The 16,274-nt window shown below is 40.2% G+C and carries 15 protein-coding genes; 14 read left to right on the top strand and 1 reads right to left on the bottom strand.

The features are described from left to right. The first annotated feature begins 93 nt into the window (after positions 1 to 93). From ruvA to ACXYMX_RS05220, 6 genes are all read left to right on the top strand, one after another. Positions 94 to 696, top strand: coding sequence for a Holliday junction branch migration protein RuvA (gene ruvA / locus ACXYMX_RS05245; protein ID WP_459043190.1), 603 nt, complete (start codon positions 94 to 96; stop codon positions 694 to 696). A gap of 72 nt (positions 697 to 768) precedes the next feature. After that, a complete protein-coding gene (ruvB, locus tag ACXYMX_RS05240; RefSeq protein WP_459043189.1) occupies positions 769 to 1,779 on the top strand; it encodes a Holliday junction branch migration DNA helicase RuvB in 1,011 nt (336 codons plus the stop codon). 26 nt (positions 1,780 to 1,805) lie between these two features. Continuing rightward, the gene (gene queA, locus ACXYMX_RS05235) at positions 1,806 to 2,855 is read left to right on the top strand and encodes a tRNA preQ1(34) S-adenosylmethionine ribosyltransferase-isomerase QueA (protein ID WP_459043188.1); all 1,050 of its coding nucleotides are present in this window, start codon (positions 1,806 to 1,808) and stop codon (positions 2,853 to 2,855) included. Between the two features lies 1 nt (position 2,856). Further along, on the top strand, positions 2,857 to 3,996 hold the full coding sequence (gene tgt / locus ACXYMX_RS05230) for a tRNA guanosine(34) transglycosylase Tgt (RefSeq protein ID WP_459043187.1): 1,140 nt from the start codon (positions 2,857 to 2,859) through the stop codon (positions 3,994 to 3,996). 42 nt (positions 3,997 to 4,038) lie between these two features. Further along, the gene (gene yajC / locus ACXYMX_RS05225) at positions 4,039 to 4,293 is read left to right on the top strand and encodes a preprotein translocase subunit YajC (RefSeq protein ID WP_459043186.1); all 255 of its coding nucleotides are present in this window, start codon (positions 4,039 to 4,041) and stop codon (positions 4,291 to 4,293) included. A gap of 122 nt (positions 4,294 to 4,415) precedes the next feature. Next, positions 4,416 to 5,057 carry a DUF421 domain-containing protein gene (locus tag ACXYMX_RS05220; RefSeq protein ID WP_459043185.1) on the top strand — a complete coding sequence of 214 codons (642 nt, stop codon included), beginning with the start codon at positions 4,416 to 4,418 and terminating at the stop codon, positions 5,055 to 5,057. Here the strand turns inward: ACXYMX_RS05220 and ACXYMX_RS05215 are convergent. Further along, entirely contained in the window at positions 5,051 to 6,568 is a 1,518-nt protein-coding gene (locus ACXYMX_RS05215) for a putative polysaccharide biosynthesis protein (RefSeq protein ID WP_459043184.1), read from the bottom strand. The genes ACXYMX_RS05220 and ACXYMX_RS05215 overlap by 7 nt on opposite strands. Positions 6,569 to 6,664: 96 nt before the next feature. Here ACXYMX_RS05215 and ACXYMX_RS05210 point away from each other — a divergent pair, with 96 nt between their 5' ends. The 8 genes from ACXYMX_RS05210 to ACXYMX_RS05175 all read left to right on the top strand — a co-directional run bounded on the left by ACXYMX_RS05210 (position 6,665) and on the right by ACXYMX_RS05175 (position 16,196). Then, positions 6,665 to 6,979, top strand: a complete 315-nt coding sequence (locus ACXYMX_RS05210) for a post-transcriptional regulator (protein WP_459043183.1) — start codon at positions 6,665 to 6,667, stop codon at positions 6,977 to 6,979. A 124-nt stretch (positions 6,980 to 7,103) separates the two neighbouring features. After that, positions 7,104 to 9,371, top strand: a complete 2,268-nt coding sequence (gene secDF / locus ACXYMX_RS05205) for a protein translocase subunit SecDF (RefSeq protein ID WP_459043182.1) — start codon at positions 7,104 to 7,106, stop codon at positions 9,369 to 9,371. Between the two features lie 103 nt (positions 9,372 to 9,474). Next, entirely contained in the window at positions 9,475 to 9,819 is a 345-nt protein-coding gene (locus tag ACXYMX_RS05200) for a LapA family protein (RefSeq protein WP_459043181.1), read from the top strand. Positions 9,820 to 9,923: 104 nt separating this feature from the next. Continuing rightward, complete coding sequence (recJ, locus tag ACXYMX_RS05195) at positions 9,924 to 12,266, top strand: single-stranded-DNA-specific exonuclease RecJ (RefSeq protein WP_459043180.1); 2,343 nt, start codon at positions 9,924 to 9,926, stop codon at positions 12,264 to 12,266. Then, a complete protein-coding gene (locus tag ACXYMX_RS05190) occupies positions 12,263 to 12,775 on the top strand; it encodes an adenine phosphoribosyltransferase (RefSeq protein ID WP_459043179.1) in 513 nt (170 codons plus the stop codon). Before recJ ends, ACXYMX_RS05190 begins: the two co-directional genes overlap by 4 nt. Positions 12,776 to 12,954: 179 nt before the next feature. Then, positions 12,955 to 15,153, top strand: a complete 2,199-nt coding sequence (locus tag ACXYMX_RS05185) for a RelA/SpoT family protein (protein WP_459043178.1) — start codon at positions 12,955 to 12,957, stop codon at positions 15,151 to 15,153. A 17-nt stretch (positions 15,154 to 15,170) separates the two neighbouring features. Then, a complete protein-coding gene (gene dtd, locus ACXYMX_RS05180; RefSeq protein ID WP_459043177.1) occupies positions 15,171 to 15,611 on the top strand; it encodes a D-aminoacyl-tRNA deacylase in 441 nt (146 codons plus the stop codon). Positions 15,612 to 15,875: 264 nt separating this feature from the next. Further along, the gene (locus ACXYMX_RS05175) at positions 15,876 to 16,196 is read left to right on the top strand and encodes a hypothetical protein (RefSeq protein WP_459043176.1); all 321 of its coding nucleotides are present in this window, start codon (positions 15,876 to 15,878) and stop codon (positions 16,194 to 16,196) included. The last annotated feature ends 78 nt before the right edge of the window (positions 16,197 to 16,274 follow it).

Here is a 16,274-nt window from a genome sequence, read left to right as displayed (position 1 = left end):
TTGTTACCGGGGCTTCTTTGCAGGAATGCTCGAGGTACAAGAAAGTGCGTTCGTATGCTATACTAAAAAGCATATATGTAAGGGGGAAGTTTCGTGTACGATTACATAAAAGGGTTAGTGACAAGGGTGACACCTGAATACATTTCGCTCGAACAAAATGGTGTTGGATGGCAAATAATGACTCCAAATCCTTACTCATTTCATAAAACAGAAGAGATCCAACAAGTATTTACATACTTACATGTACGTCAAGATATTCAGTTGCTCCTTGGCTTTAAAACATTGGAACAACGGGAGCTATTCAAGAAACTAATAACCGTTTCTGGGATTGGCCCAAAAGGTGCGCTTGCAATATTAGCGAGCGGTATTCCATCGCAAGTAGTCGGCGCAATTGAACGAGAAGATGAGACATTCCTTGTTCAATTTCCAGGAGTCGGCAAAAAGACGGCTCGCCAGATGATCCTTGATTTAAAAGGAAAGTTGCATGATTTGTTTAGTGAAATCGATATGCCGGATGATGAACATACACTTCTGACAATGGCTGAAAACGGAGCTTTAGATGAGGCGATCTTAGCACTTGAAGCTCTAGGTTACTCACATCGTGAACTGTCGAAAGTGAAACCGAAGATGGAAGAAGAAGACTTGGACACGGAAGGCTATATGAAAAAAGCATTGCAGTTGTTATTGAAAAAATGATCTTTAGGGTGCAGTCACTCACACAATTTGTGTGGTTGACTGGTTATTGAAAAAGTAATTGGAGGGTGAAAGATGGAGGACCGCGTCATTTCAGGAGAAACCACAAATTTTGATGAACGATTTGAACAGTCGCTCAGACCTCAGTTTCTAAGCCAGTACATTGGTCAAGAAAAAGTGAAGAACAACCTTGATATTTTTATAGAGGCGGCAAGAGGACGTAGTGAAAGTCTTGACCATGTATTGCTATATGGCCCTCCAGGTCTTGGGAAGACGACGTTAGCGACCGTTATTGCTAATGAAATGAACGTCAACATTCGAATGACAAGTGGACCAGCAATTGAACGTCCTGGTGACTTAGCGGCGGTAGTTTCTTCGCTTGAGCCAGGTGATGTTTTATTTATAGATGAAATTCATAGACTGAACCGATCAATTGAAGAAGTTCTTTATCCAGCAATGGAAGACTTTTGTCTAGATATTGTTGTTGGGAAAGGGCCTACTGCACGATCGATTCGATTGGATTTACCTCCATTTACACTCATTGGTGCGACAACTCGGGCAGGTGCTCTCTCTGCGCCACTTCGGGATCGTTTTGGTGTTCCTCTTCGTTTGGAGTTTTACGAAGAAGAACCGCTGACGGAAATCGTTGTCCGAAGTGCGGATATTTTTGATGTGACAATTGACCGGGCAGCAGCAATTGAGATAGCTAAGCGCTCACGTGGGACCCCGCGTATTGCTAACCGTCTTCTTCGTCGTGTTCGTGATTATGCCCAAGTACGAGCCAATGGTAAAATCATCTTGAAGACGGCTCAGGAAGCGTTGGAAATGCTGCAGGTGGACTCGCATGGTCTGGATCACATTGACCATAAATTGGTTACGGGTATGATCGAACGTTTCCGCGGTGGTCCGGTCGGTATTGACACAATCGCTGCAAGCATTGGTGAAGAATCGGTGACGATTGAAGATGTGTATGAACCGTATTTACTCCAAATTGGATTTATCCAACGAACGCCTAGAGGAAGAATTGTCACACCTCTAGCTTACACTCATTTCGGCTATGAAATGCCAAGTGAAACTAATACGTAACTGACTTATAAAGGATGGAACTACGAATGGATGTTAATGATTTTGATTTTGATTTACCTGAATCTTTAATTGCACAAACACCACTTGAAGACAGAACAGCAAGTCGGTTAATGGTGTTGGATAAAGAAACAGGTCAAGTTGAGCACCGTAACTTTTTAGCCTTACTCGATGAACTTCAACAAGGCGACATGCTCGTTCTAAACGATACGCGTGTGCTTCCAGCAAGACTTATGGGAGTGAAGGAAGGAACGGGTGCGGCAATAGAAATGCTTCTCTTAAAAGAAGTTGGCGGGGATGAGTGGGAAACGCTTGTAAAACCCGCAAAACGAATTAAAATGGGTGACAAGGTGACTTTTGGAGATGGTCGTCTTGTGGCCGTTTGTACGGGTGTTCTTGAACAAGGTGGGCGGATATTCAAATTTGTCTATGAAGGTATCTTTTATGAAATCCTTGATGCACTTGGGAATATGCCTCTACCTCCTTATATTACGGAATCGCTGGACGATAAGGAGCGCTACCAAACTGTATTTGCTAAAGAACGTGGTTCGGCAGCAGCACCGACAGCAGGCCTTCATTTTACGGACGAACTCCTAGAGAAAATTCGTGCAAAAGGAATTGGCGTTGAATTCATAACGCTCCATGTTGGACTCGGAACATTCCGGCCTGTTAGTGTGGATACGATTGCGGATCACAAAATGCATTCCGAATATTACAATGTGTCGGAACGTACTGCTCGAGCGATTAACCAAACAAAAGAAAACGGTGGTCACGTCATTGCAGTTGGAACGACGTCTGCGAGAACGCTAGAAACGATTGCGAAAGCAAATGATGGCAAAATTGTGTCTTCAAGTGGGTGGACGTCCATTTTCATATACCCTGGATACGAGTTTGCAATTCTTGATGGCTTACTAACGAATTTTCATTTGCCAAAATCAACTTTAATTATGCTCATCTCCGCACTTGCTTCACGAGACTATGTACTTGGCGCATACAAGCAAGCGGTTGAGGAAAATTACCGCTTCTTTAGTTTTGGAGATGCGATGTTTATTAAACCACCCGAAAGAAAGGAATTTTAACATGCCAGCAATTCGCTATGAACATATAAAAACTTGTAAACAAACCGGAGCACGTCTTGGAATTGTCCATACGCCGCACGGTTCGTTTGAAACGCCTACGTTTATGCCTGTAGGGACGCAAGCTACGGTAAAAACAATGTCTCCTGAAGAATTAAAAGAAATTGGTTCAGGTATTATTTTAAGCAACACGTATCATTTATGGTTACGTCCGGGACATGACATTGTTAAAGAAGCGGGCGGCCTTCATAAATTTATGAATTGGGACAAGCCGATTCTTACTGATTCAGGTGGGTTTCAAGTGTTCTCATTAAGTAAATTTCGTACTATTGAAGAAGAAGGTGTCCATTTTAGACATCACCTGAATGGAAGTAAACTCTTTTTAAGTCCAGAAAAGGCGACGGAAATCCAAAATGCACTTGGTGCCGATATTATGATGGCTTTTGATGAATGTCCGCCATATCCTGCAACATTTGAGTATATGAAAGCAAGTGTTGAACGGACGTCAAGATGGGCAGAACGTTGTCTAAATGCGCATGGGCGTGCGAATGATCAAGGTCTTTTTGGAATTGTTCAAGGCGGCGAATTTGAGGCGCTTCGTAAACAAAGTGCAAAAGACCTTGTCTCAATGGATTTCCCTGGGTATGCAATTGGTGGCCTATCTGTTGGCGAATCGAAAAGAGTGATGAACGAAGTACTTGAGTTCACAACACCGTTATTGCCAGCGGACAAACCCCGCTATTTGATGGGTGTAGGTTCACCTGGTTCGTTAATCGATGGTGCAATTCGCGGAATTGACATGTTTGACTGTGTATTGCCCACTCGCATTGCGCGCAATGGTACGCTAATGACGAGCTCGGGTCGATTGAACATTAAAAATGCTCAATTTGAACGTGATTTTGGTCCACTTGATGATAAATGTTCGTGTCATGTGTGTAAAAATTACAGCCGTGCATACATTCGTCACCTAATTCGCGCAGATGAAACATTCGGAATTCGATTAACTTCGTATCATAACTTGCATTTTCTACTCAATTTAATGCAGAATGTAAGAGATGCAATTCAAAATGATTGCCTCGGAGATTTTAGAGAAGAATTTTTTGAAAACTACGGATTTAATAAACCGAATGCAAAAAACTTCTGAATCTTGTATAATGGATTGTGATTGAAAGGGGGATAATAAATAATGGATTTAATGCAACTATTACCATTCGTGGCTATGTTCGCGGTGATGTGGTTTTTACTCATCAGACCAGCGCAAAAGAGACAGAAAGCAACGAAAACAATGCAAAGTGGATTGAAACGTGGAGACGCGGTCATTACAATTGGCGGAATTCACGGTACGATAGATGCTGTTGATGATACATCTGTCTATTTGAAAGTTTCAGATAGCACAACAATGCAGTTCGATCGTCAAGCAGTTGGCCGAGTAGCAAACTAAAGAACAGATTGAATCATAAGGCGGTAGCTATCTAGGTAAATACCTAGTGCTACCGCCTTTTTGTGTTTTGTGTATATAGCTTAAACAAGATTGGGCATCCTCATATGTAGGAGGGTGATAGCGTGAATGAATTATTAATAATTAGTTTCCGAACTGTTTTTTTATATATACTCATCTTAGTTGTTTTACGAATTATGGGAAAAAGAGAAGTAGGAGAATTAAGTATTATTGACGTTGTTGTTTTTATCATCATGGCAGAGGTGGCTGCTTTTTCACTTGAATCGCCGGATGAAAATTTAATAATTACTATTGTACCCATCATTATTCTCCTTTTAATCCAACTGCTGTCGTCCTTTATATCCTTAAAAAGTAAGAAGTTTCGTGATCTTGTAGATGGGGATCCGTCCGTTATCATTCGTCATGGTGAAATTCTCGAAGATGAAATGAGAAGACAACGATACAATTTAGACGATTTATTTCAACAACTGCGTGAAAAGGAAATTGGTTCCATACATGAAGTCTCTTTTGCGTTTTTGGAGCCGTCCGGAAATTTGTCTGTGTTCAAATTTGGAGATACGCAACCTGTTTTGGCCCTTATATCCGATGGGGTTATTCAAAGCCGGCATATTTCTATTATTGGAAAGACGGACGAGTGGTTAATTGAAGAACTGAAAAAGCAAGGAGTCGGTGATTATACGCATGTATTTTATTGTTCATTCGAGAGCGAGGAACTAAATTATCAGCTAAAAATGGACTATCATTGACTTTTCAATAAACGCTTGAATAAGCGGAAGTCACTAATCTTTATTTGTCCGATTAGAACTAAAATGACTGCAAGGAAAAGTGATGTAATGACGCATTCTAAAAGAAGTCCATTACCGCCAATGGGAATGAAGATCGGTCTTCCAATTGCGGTCAAAATAAATGCAGCATATGGCAGCACAAACATAGTGAATCCAGTAGCAGTTGATTTGTTTTTACGCAATGTTGCTATATGAAGGAAGGACGTTATGAGCACGCCGAAACCGATGGCGAGCACGGCGCCTGTTTCTTGCAATCCTTCTTGTGAAGCGAGGATGAACATCACACCTAGCTTAGCGATCCCTCCATATACTGAGTTCATCATCCCTGCTTTAGCGTCACCCGTTGCTTGTAAAATGGAGTAAAGCGGACTCTGGATATAATAAAAGAAAAAAACAGGGGCCAATATGGTCATATAAGAACCACCCTCAGTAATATGAAACAACTTCTCTGCTAAAACCTGTCCGTGAACAAAAAAGACTGCGGCAGCAAAAGAACCAGTTAAAGCGGATAAGCGAAGTGCTAAGTGAATGCGGTCCCGCAGTTTCTTTTTATTTGAAGATGCCACAGCTCCACTAATGGCAGGTACGAGAACGACAGAAAGCGCATAGGGAATGAATGCAGGGAAGAGTAAGAGTGGTACGAGTACGCCTGAAATAATTCCATATAACGAAGTGGCTGCGACGGTTGTAACACCTGCCAGTGAAAGTGCACGCAAAAAAATAATGGGCTCAAGAAACCATGTAAACGTTCCAAATAAACGACTTCCAGAAGAGGGAAGTGCGACAGATAGAATTGGTTCTAACGGATAACGTCCAGCTTTTTCAGTCGATTTTGGCTGTTTCCTTTGTTGTTGTCGATATTTAAAAAGAAGATAAAGAACAGATGTGATTTCAGCTAGTAACGTTACAAGCATTGCGTAAGCAGCATTCATAGAGTTGTTATCATGGGACAGTATGATTGGCAAAAACCACGTAATAAGTACTATCCGAAAAAATTGTTCAATAATTTGAGACCAAGCTGTTTCCTCAATGCGCGCAATTCCTTGAAAGTAGCCACGAACCAATCCACCGATTGCTGCAATCGGAACAATCGCAATCCCTGTGTAGAGCGCAGATGCTGAATCTGGATTCCCTAACAGTGTTTCGGCTAAAAAAGGAACAAAAAGAATCGAAGCGGGAATAAATACCGCTGCAGTTATGATTGTTATGAAGGTCGCGCTTTTCATGACCGATGGAATTTTTGTAGTTTGCCCTTTTGCCTCCAGTTCCGCAATCACTTTAGCAATTGCGATGGGAACGCCTAATTGAACAAGTGTTAAGAAGAAGATAAACGCAGGATATGCCGTCATATAAATACCGACGGCCTCTTCACCAGCAATTCTCATAAATTGAATTCGGTAGACGAATCCAAGTAGTTTAGATAAAAAAACAGCTACCATTAAAATAGCCGTCCCGCGAATATAGGAAGCCAAATTGAACAACTCCTTCTCAATTCCGTCCATTTGTTATACACTAAACCTATGCATAAGAGTTCGTCGATACGACAGAAAAGAAAGGAATGAGGTCAGATGGAAATTCAATTCAATCAACTATTCAGTCATATGCTACCTGCACTTGAAAGTAAGAAGAACGAATTCCATCTATACGGATACACAACAGTTACCGAGGAAGATATATGGACATATTGTGTCCAAAAGAAATGGCGTCGAAAAAACGTCGATTCGATGCGGACTTATGAGATTGCAAATGATATACTGCAATTATTACCTGCGGCTTTCATGACCTTTACGCAAATTGAAGAGCAGCGCGCTTCTGACTGGTTTTCAGATATTAATAGTGACGAATTGCAAGCTTTATTGGCACCGCAAAAAAAGAAAGATTAACAGGAAGTACACAAGTCTATTTGACACATGAATCATCGTCTTTCATAATTAGACTTGTTGTGTTTTGGAGTGTATACATAGTTCGTAAACATAGCACTCCACATTAAGAGGGGGATATTTTAAAATGAAGACTAGAGGACGAATAATTGCGTTCTTGTTACTGCTCGTCATCTTCGGAGCGACGATTGGAACAACAGTAAACCCAATAATGAAAGATGTAAAACTAGGTTTGGATTTACAAGGTGGATTTGAAGTTCTTTACCAAGTGGAATCGTTAAAAGATGGTGAAGAAATAACGAAGACCATGGTTCAAGATACACGAAGTGCTTTATCCAGAAGGATTGACGTACTCGGTGTTGCTGAACCAAGTATCCAAGAAGAATCGGGGAACCGAATACGTGTGCAACTTGCGGGTGTGAAAGACCAACAATCCGCACGTGAAATCCTTTCAACTCAAGCAAACTTAACGTTTAGAGATGTGAATGACCGCATCCTTCTTGATGGGAATGATTTAAGAGAAGGAAAAGCGAAAGCGAATTTCGGGGAATTTGGAGATCCGGTCGTTACATTGGAACTAAAAGATCCGAAAAAATTTGGGGAAGTAACGACAGAAGTTTCTCAAATGAAGCCAAACAATCAGTTAGTTATTTGGTTGGATTTTGAAGAAGGTGTTGATTCATTTGCTGCTGAGATTCAAAAAGCAGATCCAAAATTTGTTTCAGCTCCAAACGTCAAAAATCCAATCAACTCATCAAGTGTTGAAATCTCAGGAAGTTTTACAACGGACGAAACAAGAGAACTTGCTGGAATTTTGAATGCAGGTGCATTACCTGTTCATCTTGAAGAGATTTACTCTACGTCTGTCGGGGCACAGTTCGGAGAGCAGGCACTAAGTAAAACAATTTTCGCAGGAATCATTGGTATTGCCTTAGTGTTCCTATTTATGCTTGTATTCTATCGTTTACCAGGATTTGTAGCGGTAGTTACATTATCGGTTTATATTTTCTTAATATTACTCGTCTTCACGCTCATTAATGGTGTACTGACACTACCGGGTATCGCTGCACTTATGTTAGGTGTCGGTATGGCTGTAGACGCCAATATATTAACGTATGAACGGATTCGAGAAGAACTAAGAGTAGGAAAATCGATAGAAACTTCTTTCGTGTCAGGAGCAAAATCATCATTTACTGCTATTCTTGATGCCAACATTACGACAATGCTTGCAGCAGTCGTCCTCTTTATTTTCGGGACAAGCTCTGTTAAAGGTTTTGCGACAATGTTAATCATCAGTATATTGGTTAGCTTCTTGACTGCTGTATGGGGCTCACGTTTACTACTCGGGCTGTTAGTGCGTAGTGGTGTTCTAGATAACAAGCCTGGACTTTTTGGAATCGCAGCAAGTCGTATCCACGCACCAGAAGAGGAAGTTAAAACGCTTGATCTGACAACGAAATTTGATCGTTTTGACTTTGTTAGCGTGCGGAAACGTTTCTATGTAATTTCTGCAATCCTACTTACAACAGGGATCATTGTGCTTGGAATCTTTAAACTGAACCTAGGCATTGATTTTGCAGGTGGTACACGTGTAGAAATTCTAGCAGACGAACGTTTATCTGCCGATGAAATTTCAGAGTTTGTCGAGACAATCGGCCTTTCATCTAGTGATATTGTAATTTCTGGAGACGCAGGAAATATCGGTGTTGTACGCTTTAAAGAAGAGTTCAAGCAAGCGGAAATTAATAGCCTTAAATCTGCAATTGCTGAAGAATATGGTGCGGAACCAAACGTCAGCGCGGTTTCGGATACTGTAGGAAAAGAACTCGCGATGAATGCATTCTATGCCCTCATCTTTGCGTCAATTGGAATTGTCATTTACGTCGCATTCCGTTTTGAATGGCGAATGGGTCTTGCTTCAATTATTGGCCTAATCCATGATGCGTTCTTTATGGTTGCGGCATTCAGTATACTTCGATTAGAAGTCGATATAACATTTATCGCAGCTGTTCTAACGATAATTGGGTATTCGATAAACGATACGATCGTCACATTTGACCGAATCCGTGAAAACCTAAATGATCGTGTTGAAGTGAAAGATGCTTCAGAACTTGCGGATATTGTGAATAAATCACTTCGCCAAGTATTAGGAAGATCAGTGAATACAGTACTTACGGTTGTGTTCGTTGTTGTGGCACTTATGATTTTGGGAGCTGCTTCAATTCAACCGTTCGCTATTGCACTTCTAATTGGATTGATCGCAGGAACGTATTCTTCAATCTTCATCTCAGCGCAAATCTGGTATGAATTGAAAAAACGTGAACTTAAAGAAGATCGTCCACTTAAAGTTAAACAAGAAAAGAAGCAATGGGGATCCGACGAACCAGTCGTTTAATGAATTGCTAAGATTTGTAAATGTAAGTTTCAGTTGTTTAATGAACAGGGTATACTTAACGTATACTCTGTTTTTATTTATTATTTTAAAGGGGGAATTGACTATGAAATTACAATGGGAATTGGTTGTTGGATTATTATTTGCGATTGTTATTGCTGTTTTTGCTGTTGTAAATGTGGATCCAGTACCCGTTAATTATGTTTTTGGGGAAGCGGAGTGGCCACTTGTTCTTGTTATCTTATGTTCCGCCTTATTAGGTGCTGCGATCAGTACATTTATCGCAATGTTTAAAGCGGTTGTTACAGGCCGTCGCATTAAAGAACTACAAAGAGAAATTAATGAAAAGGAAATTCTTATAGCAAACCAGCAAAATGAACTAGCTGAATTTCAAAAAGTTCCTGGTGAAAGAATGCCTCAAGAAATCCGAGTTGAAGATTTGACTACCTAAAAGAAGGTACTGTTTCGGACTTACACTCTGAAGCAGTATTTTTTTGTGCATTTCTTTCAGTAGGTCCTTGCTTCAGCTATAATGAATGAAAGGAAGTGAACGTTTTGATTGAATCGAAGAAAAAGTGGTTAATTGAAAGACCTGATGAGCAACTTGTGACTCAATTAGTTGATGAACTAAAAATACCTACAGTTCATGCGAAGATACTCGTATCAAGAGGGATTACAGATCCAGGAGAAGCGAGTACCTTTTTACATATGGATGTTTCTGCAATCCATGATCCTTACTTATTGTATGATATGGAAAAAGCAGTAACGTTAATCCGACAAGCAATTGCGAACAATAAAAAAATAGCTATATATGGGGATTACGACGCCGATGGAGTAACAAGTATTTCTGTTTTAATGACCGCATTGGAACGGCTTCAAGCGGATGTATTTTTTGTGATTCCCGATCGGTTTGAACATGGATATGGGCCGAACAAGGATTTGTTTCAAGAAATATACGAACAAGGTGCATCTTTGATTATTACAGTTGATAACGGTGTTTCAGGTTTTGATGAAGTAGCTTTTGCTAAAACGCTAGGAATGACGGTTATTATTACGGATCATCATGAAGCAGGGGAACAGTGGCCAGAAGCGGATGCAATTATCCATCCTAGACACCCAGAAGGTGCTTATCCGTATGGAGAGCTTGCAGGAGTGGGTGTCGCCTTTAAATTAGCTAGTGCACTGCTCGGTGATACGCCACTCGATTTGTTGGAGCTCGTTGCAATTGGAACTGTAGCAGATCTTGTGCCATTACGTGATGAGAATCGGTATTTTGTTCAAGAAGGAATTAAACGAATGCGTACAAGTCGAAGGCCGGCAATTCAGGCGCTCTCCAGGGTGGCAGGCGTTGAGCAAGCAACACTTACTGAAGAGTCCTTAGGATTTATGATTGGGCCTCGTATTAATGCCGCTGGGCGCTTAGGTGACGCTTCGCCTGCTGTTGAACTCTTAAAAACGGATGATGCACCAACGGCCATGTTGATTGCAAAAGAATTGGACGATTTGAACAAGGAAAGACAAGCACTTGTAGCGAATATGACAGAAGAAGCTGAGTCGATTATTTCAGAAATGTATGGAGAACAAATCCCGCTTGTTTTTGTCGTTGCTAAAGAAGGTTGGAATTCGGGGGTCGTTGGAATCGTTGCATCCCGCCTGACAGATAAATATTACCGTCCGTCTATCGTCCTCTCGATTGATGCCGAAAAAAACGAAGCAAAAGGTTCTGCAAGAAGTATTGATGGATTTAATATGTATGAGGAACTATCAAAAAATGCACATATACTACCTCGCTTCGGAGGGCATCCTATGGCAGCGGGAATGTCTTTAGGAGTAGAGGATGTTGAAGCGTTGCGGACGAATTTGAATACTCAAGCCGAAACAGTTTTGACTGCAAATCAATTAATTCCGACACTTGCAATCGATGTACCGCTCTCAATTGAAGAAATCGATGTGAAAGTTCTTGAATCACTTGAGCTGTTACGTCCATTCGGGATGGGATTTGCCAAGCCGGTTTATTTACTTGAAAATGTGGCCATGAAATCCGTCCGCCAAATCGGAGCAGCAAAAAACCACTTGAAACTGGAGTTAGGAAATGGATCAGACTCATTAGATACAATCGGATTTGGTCACGGTCCGTTGGCAGATCAGCTCACACCAGGAGTAAAAGTTTCCGTAACCGGTGATCTCCAAGTTAACGAATGGAATGGCAATAAGAAACCACAACTTCTTTTAGAAGATATTCGTTCAGATGAGTGGCAACTTTTTGACTTGCGTGGAATTCGTGAACCATCAAGATGGTTGCATACAATACCGAATGAACGCACAGCTTTTATAACATTTCAAGAGAGCACGGCATCTTATTTTAGTACGTTACTAAAAAATGTACCGATTTTCCAATATGGGAGAGACGAGATAGATGATGTGGACACTCTTGTTCTTCTTGATATTCCGAATGAACCTTCATGCCTGGAGAAATTGGTCAAGAGTGTAGATCCAAATCGAATATATGCTCATTTTTATGTATCTGAATCAACTTATTTCGACGGCTTGCCTGCTCGCGAACAATTTGGATGGTATTATAGTTTTCTTAAAAAGCAAGGAAGCTTTAACTTTGTAAATGACGGTGAGAAATTAACGAAACATAAAAAGTGGAAATCCGATTCAGTTAATTTCATGACAAAGGTGTTTTCTGAGCTTGAATTTGTTAAGATAGAAAATGGTTTGATTTCTGTTCTTGAAACTGCAGGAAAAAGGGATTTGTCCGAAGCACCTGCCTATAAAGAGCGTGAGAGAAAAATGAAACTTGAAGAAAAACTGCTGTATGCACCATATATGGAATTGAAAAGATGGTTCGATACGTTACGTAACGACACTGTCGACAGGGAGGAACAGGAATGAATTTAAAAGATTATGTAACAATTGTACCGGATTATCCGAAAGAAGGGATTAGCTTTAAAGATATCTCTACAATTATGGATAACGGTAAAGTATATAAATATGCTACGGATGAAATTGTTAAGTTTGCAAACAAAGTTGGGACGGATATTATTGTCGGACCTGAGGCAAGAGGATTCATTATTGGATGCCCGGTTGCTTATGCGCTAGAGGTTGGTTTTGCACCAGTACGTAAGCCAGGTAAATTACCACGTAAAACAATTAGCGTTGAATATGAACTTGAATATGGAACAGATACGCTTTCAATTCATGAAGATGCAATTAAGCCGGGTCAACGTGTGCTCATCGTCGATGATTTGCTTGCGACAGGTGGAACAGTTGGAGCGACAGTTGAACTGGTTGAAAAACTAGGTGGAGTTGTTGCAGGTTGCGCATTCCTTATCGAATTATCTTATTTGGATGGCAGAGAAAAGCTAAAAGGCTATGAGACGCAGGCCTTAATCACTTACTAATTAATGGCAGTTGAATACTAAATAGCAATAAGAAACACGCTAGGCGTGATGAATTGAATGAGTCTTCCGTATAAATAGCGGAGGGCTTTTCTTTGCATACCACTTTACAATTGGATGCATTTATACATACAATAGAGGAATATGATTGAATTGCGAAGGAAGTCGAAAGGGGTAATAAAATGGCGAAAAATCGTGGCATGACGGAAGATGACATATTTGTGCTCGTATCAAGCTACATGAATGAAGAGCATGTTGAGTTCGTCAAAAAAGCATATGAGGCTGCGAAAACCGCTCATGAAGGACAATTTAGAAGCTCCGGAGAAGCGTATATCCTTCATCCAGTTCAAGTTGCCGGAATTTTAGCTGAACTTCAGATGGACCCTTCGACAGTTGCAGCAGGCTTTTTACATGACGTCGTAGAAGATACAAACATAGGTAGAGATGATATTGTTCGAGACTTTGGGGAAGAAGTTGCCATGCTCGTGGATGGTGTCACGAAACTCGATAAATTAAAATATAAATCAAAAGAAGAAAAGCAAGCCGAAAATCACCGTAAAATGTTCGTTGCTATGGCACAAGACATTCGGGTCATTCTTATTAAACTTGCAGACCGTTTACATAATATGCGCACCTTGAAGCACGTTTCAGAAGAGAAACAACGCCGTGTCGCATCAGAAACACTAGAAATATTTGCACCGCTTGCGCACCGATTAGGGATTTCAGCGATTAAGTGGGAACTTGAAGACATCGCGCTACGTTACTTGAATCCGCAACAATATTACCGGATCGTTAATATGATGAAGCAAAAGCGTGTTGAACGAGAAAATTATTTAAAAGATGTAATGGAGCAAATTAAATCAGATTTAGCAAAAATGGATATTGAAGCTGAAATGTCCGGTCGTCCGAAGCATTTGTATTCGATTTACCGTAAGATGGTTGTCCAAGAAAAAGAATTCAATGAAATCTATGACCTTCTTGCAGTCCGTATTATCGTATCGAGCATTAAAGATTGTTACGCAGTTTTAGGAATCATCCATACGCTTTGGAAGCCAATGCCAGGTCGATTTAAAGATTATATCGCAATGCCTAAGCAGAATTTATACCAATCGATTCATACGACAGTAGTAGGACCAGCAGGAGATCCATTAGAAGTGCAGATTCGAACAGAAGAAATGCATAACATTGCAGAATTTGGTGTCGCAGCACATTGGGCTTACAAAGAAGGAAAGTCAGCTTCAGCTGAAACGAGCAATATTGACTCGAAATTAACATGGTTTCGTGAAATATTAGAATTTCAAAATGAATCTTCTGATGCGGAAGAATTTATGGAGTCTTTGAAGTTCGATTTGTTCTCGGACATGGTCTATGTGTTTACGCCACAAGGTGATGTAATGGAGTTGCCTGCGAAGTCTGTTCCAATCGATTTTGCTTACCGTGTGCACTCTGAAGTTGGAAATCGAACAATTGGTGCTAAAGTGAATGGGAAGATGGTGACCCTTGATAGAGAATTACATACAGGGGATATCGTTGAAATATTAACTTCAAAACAGTCATTCGGCCCAAGTCGAGATTGGTTGAAAATCGCAAATACTTCGCAAGCAAAAAATAAAATTCGCTCTTATTTCAAAAAACAACTTCGCGAAGAAAATGTAGTAAAAGGTCGGGAAATGATTGAGCGTGAAGTAAAAGCGCAAAACTTTGATCCTAAAGATGTTCTTTCTCGAGAAAATATCAAACGAGTTTGTGAGAAATATAATTTTACTTCCGAGGAGGACATGTGTGCAGCTGTGGGTTTCAATGGAATTACTGCACAACAAATTGTCAACCGTTTGTCGGAAAGGCTTCGAAAAGAGCGCGAACAACAGGATACGTTGGAAAAAATTGTGTCAGAAATGCAAACCCTTCCACCTAGAAGAATGACAGAATCTGGAGTAATCGTAAAAGGAATTGAAAACCTGTTAATTCGATTGTCTAAATGTTGCAACCCGGTTCCGGGGGATAAGATTGTTGGTTTTATCACAAAAGGCCGTGGCGTATCGGTTCATCGAACAGACTGTCCCAACATCCTATTGGAGAATGAAGACAACGATCGGATAATCGACGTCGAATGGGCAATTGGACAAGATGAAAATCGTAAAGAATTCCAAGTTGATATTGAAATCACTGGGTTTGATAGGCAAGGGTTTTTGAATGAAATTATGATGGTTGTAGCGGAAACGAAAACACCTATTGTTGCTGTAAGTGGAAGAGCAGATAAAGAAAGCATTGCAAAAATATCGATGACGATAAAAATTACGAACATCGCACATTTGCATCGAATTGTTGACCGCATCAAGCAGGTTCGAGACATTTATTCTGTAGAACGTGTAATGAATTAATAATGTGAGGGATTTAAATGAAAATTGTTTTGCAAAGATCGGGTCCTGCTTCGGTTCGGGTTGACAATGAATTAACAGGATCTATTGAAAAAGGGTATGTATTACTCGTTGGTATTACGCACTCGGATACGGAAGAAGACGCAACATACATCGCAAAGAAAATTGCGAATCTTCGTTTATGGGAAGATGAAGAAGGGAAGATGAACAGATCTATCCTTGAAGCAGGCGGAGATATATTATCGGTTTCACAATTCACATTGTATGGGGATACGAAAAAAGGGAGACGCCCAAGCTTTATTGAAGCGGCAAGACCTGAACAAGCCGAACCCCTATGGGAATTGTTAAATCAGAAACTCCAAGATGAAGGCTTAGTCGTCCAAACAGGTATCTTTGGCGCAATGATGGACGTCCAACTTATCAACGATGGGCCAGTTACGATTATTTTAGAGTCGAAATAAGTGCAAAAGGACCTTGCCTTCAACGTGGTAATCCTTCTAGATCACGGGTCCCAAAGTTGAAATAACAAGCCAATCACCATTAAATTAGTATTGTAATGAGCATCGCATTTGCGATGCTTTTTTCAATTTTTTCAATTTCTTAAGGAACTTTGTGGTAATTTTTATGTGATAGCGTTAGGATAAATGTATATTCGGAATTCAACAAGCCGGTGATTTTGTTATATAAAAACTTTAGATGATGAAAGTAAAGAAAAGGGGATATCAATGAAAACATTCACCCGAATATGTCTTATTTTTGGAGTTATCATATTTGGTATCGCTTTCCTTTTCGTAATTTATTTTCAATATGGTCTTCCGTGGAAACATTCACAAATGAAAAAGGAAATGACGCATTACTTAGAAGACAGATATATGGATGATTTTACACTTGAAAAAGTCCGCTTCGATTTTATGCATGGAAAGAGCTACTTTAGCTATGCCACAGCTTCATCAACGGGAGTTAATTTTTATGTTGAACGCTCTTGTAAACGCTATACTAGAATGGACAGTTATCGCCAAACAAGATTGAACACTTTTCGACACTAAATAACCCTACTAATCTATACTTATAGTTAAGATTAGGGGGATCGAAAGGTGAAAAAATTAATGTTATATCTAGAAATT

The organism is Sporosarcina sp. CAU 1771 (assembly GCF_054482775.1).
The sequence above is the reverse complement of the archived record's forward strand: the minus strand, read 5'-3'. Positions and strand labels throughout refer to the sequence as shown.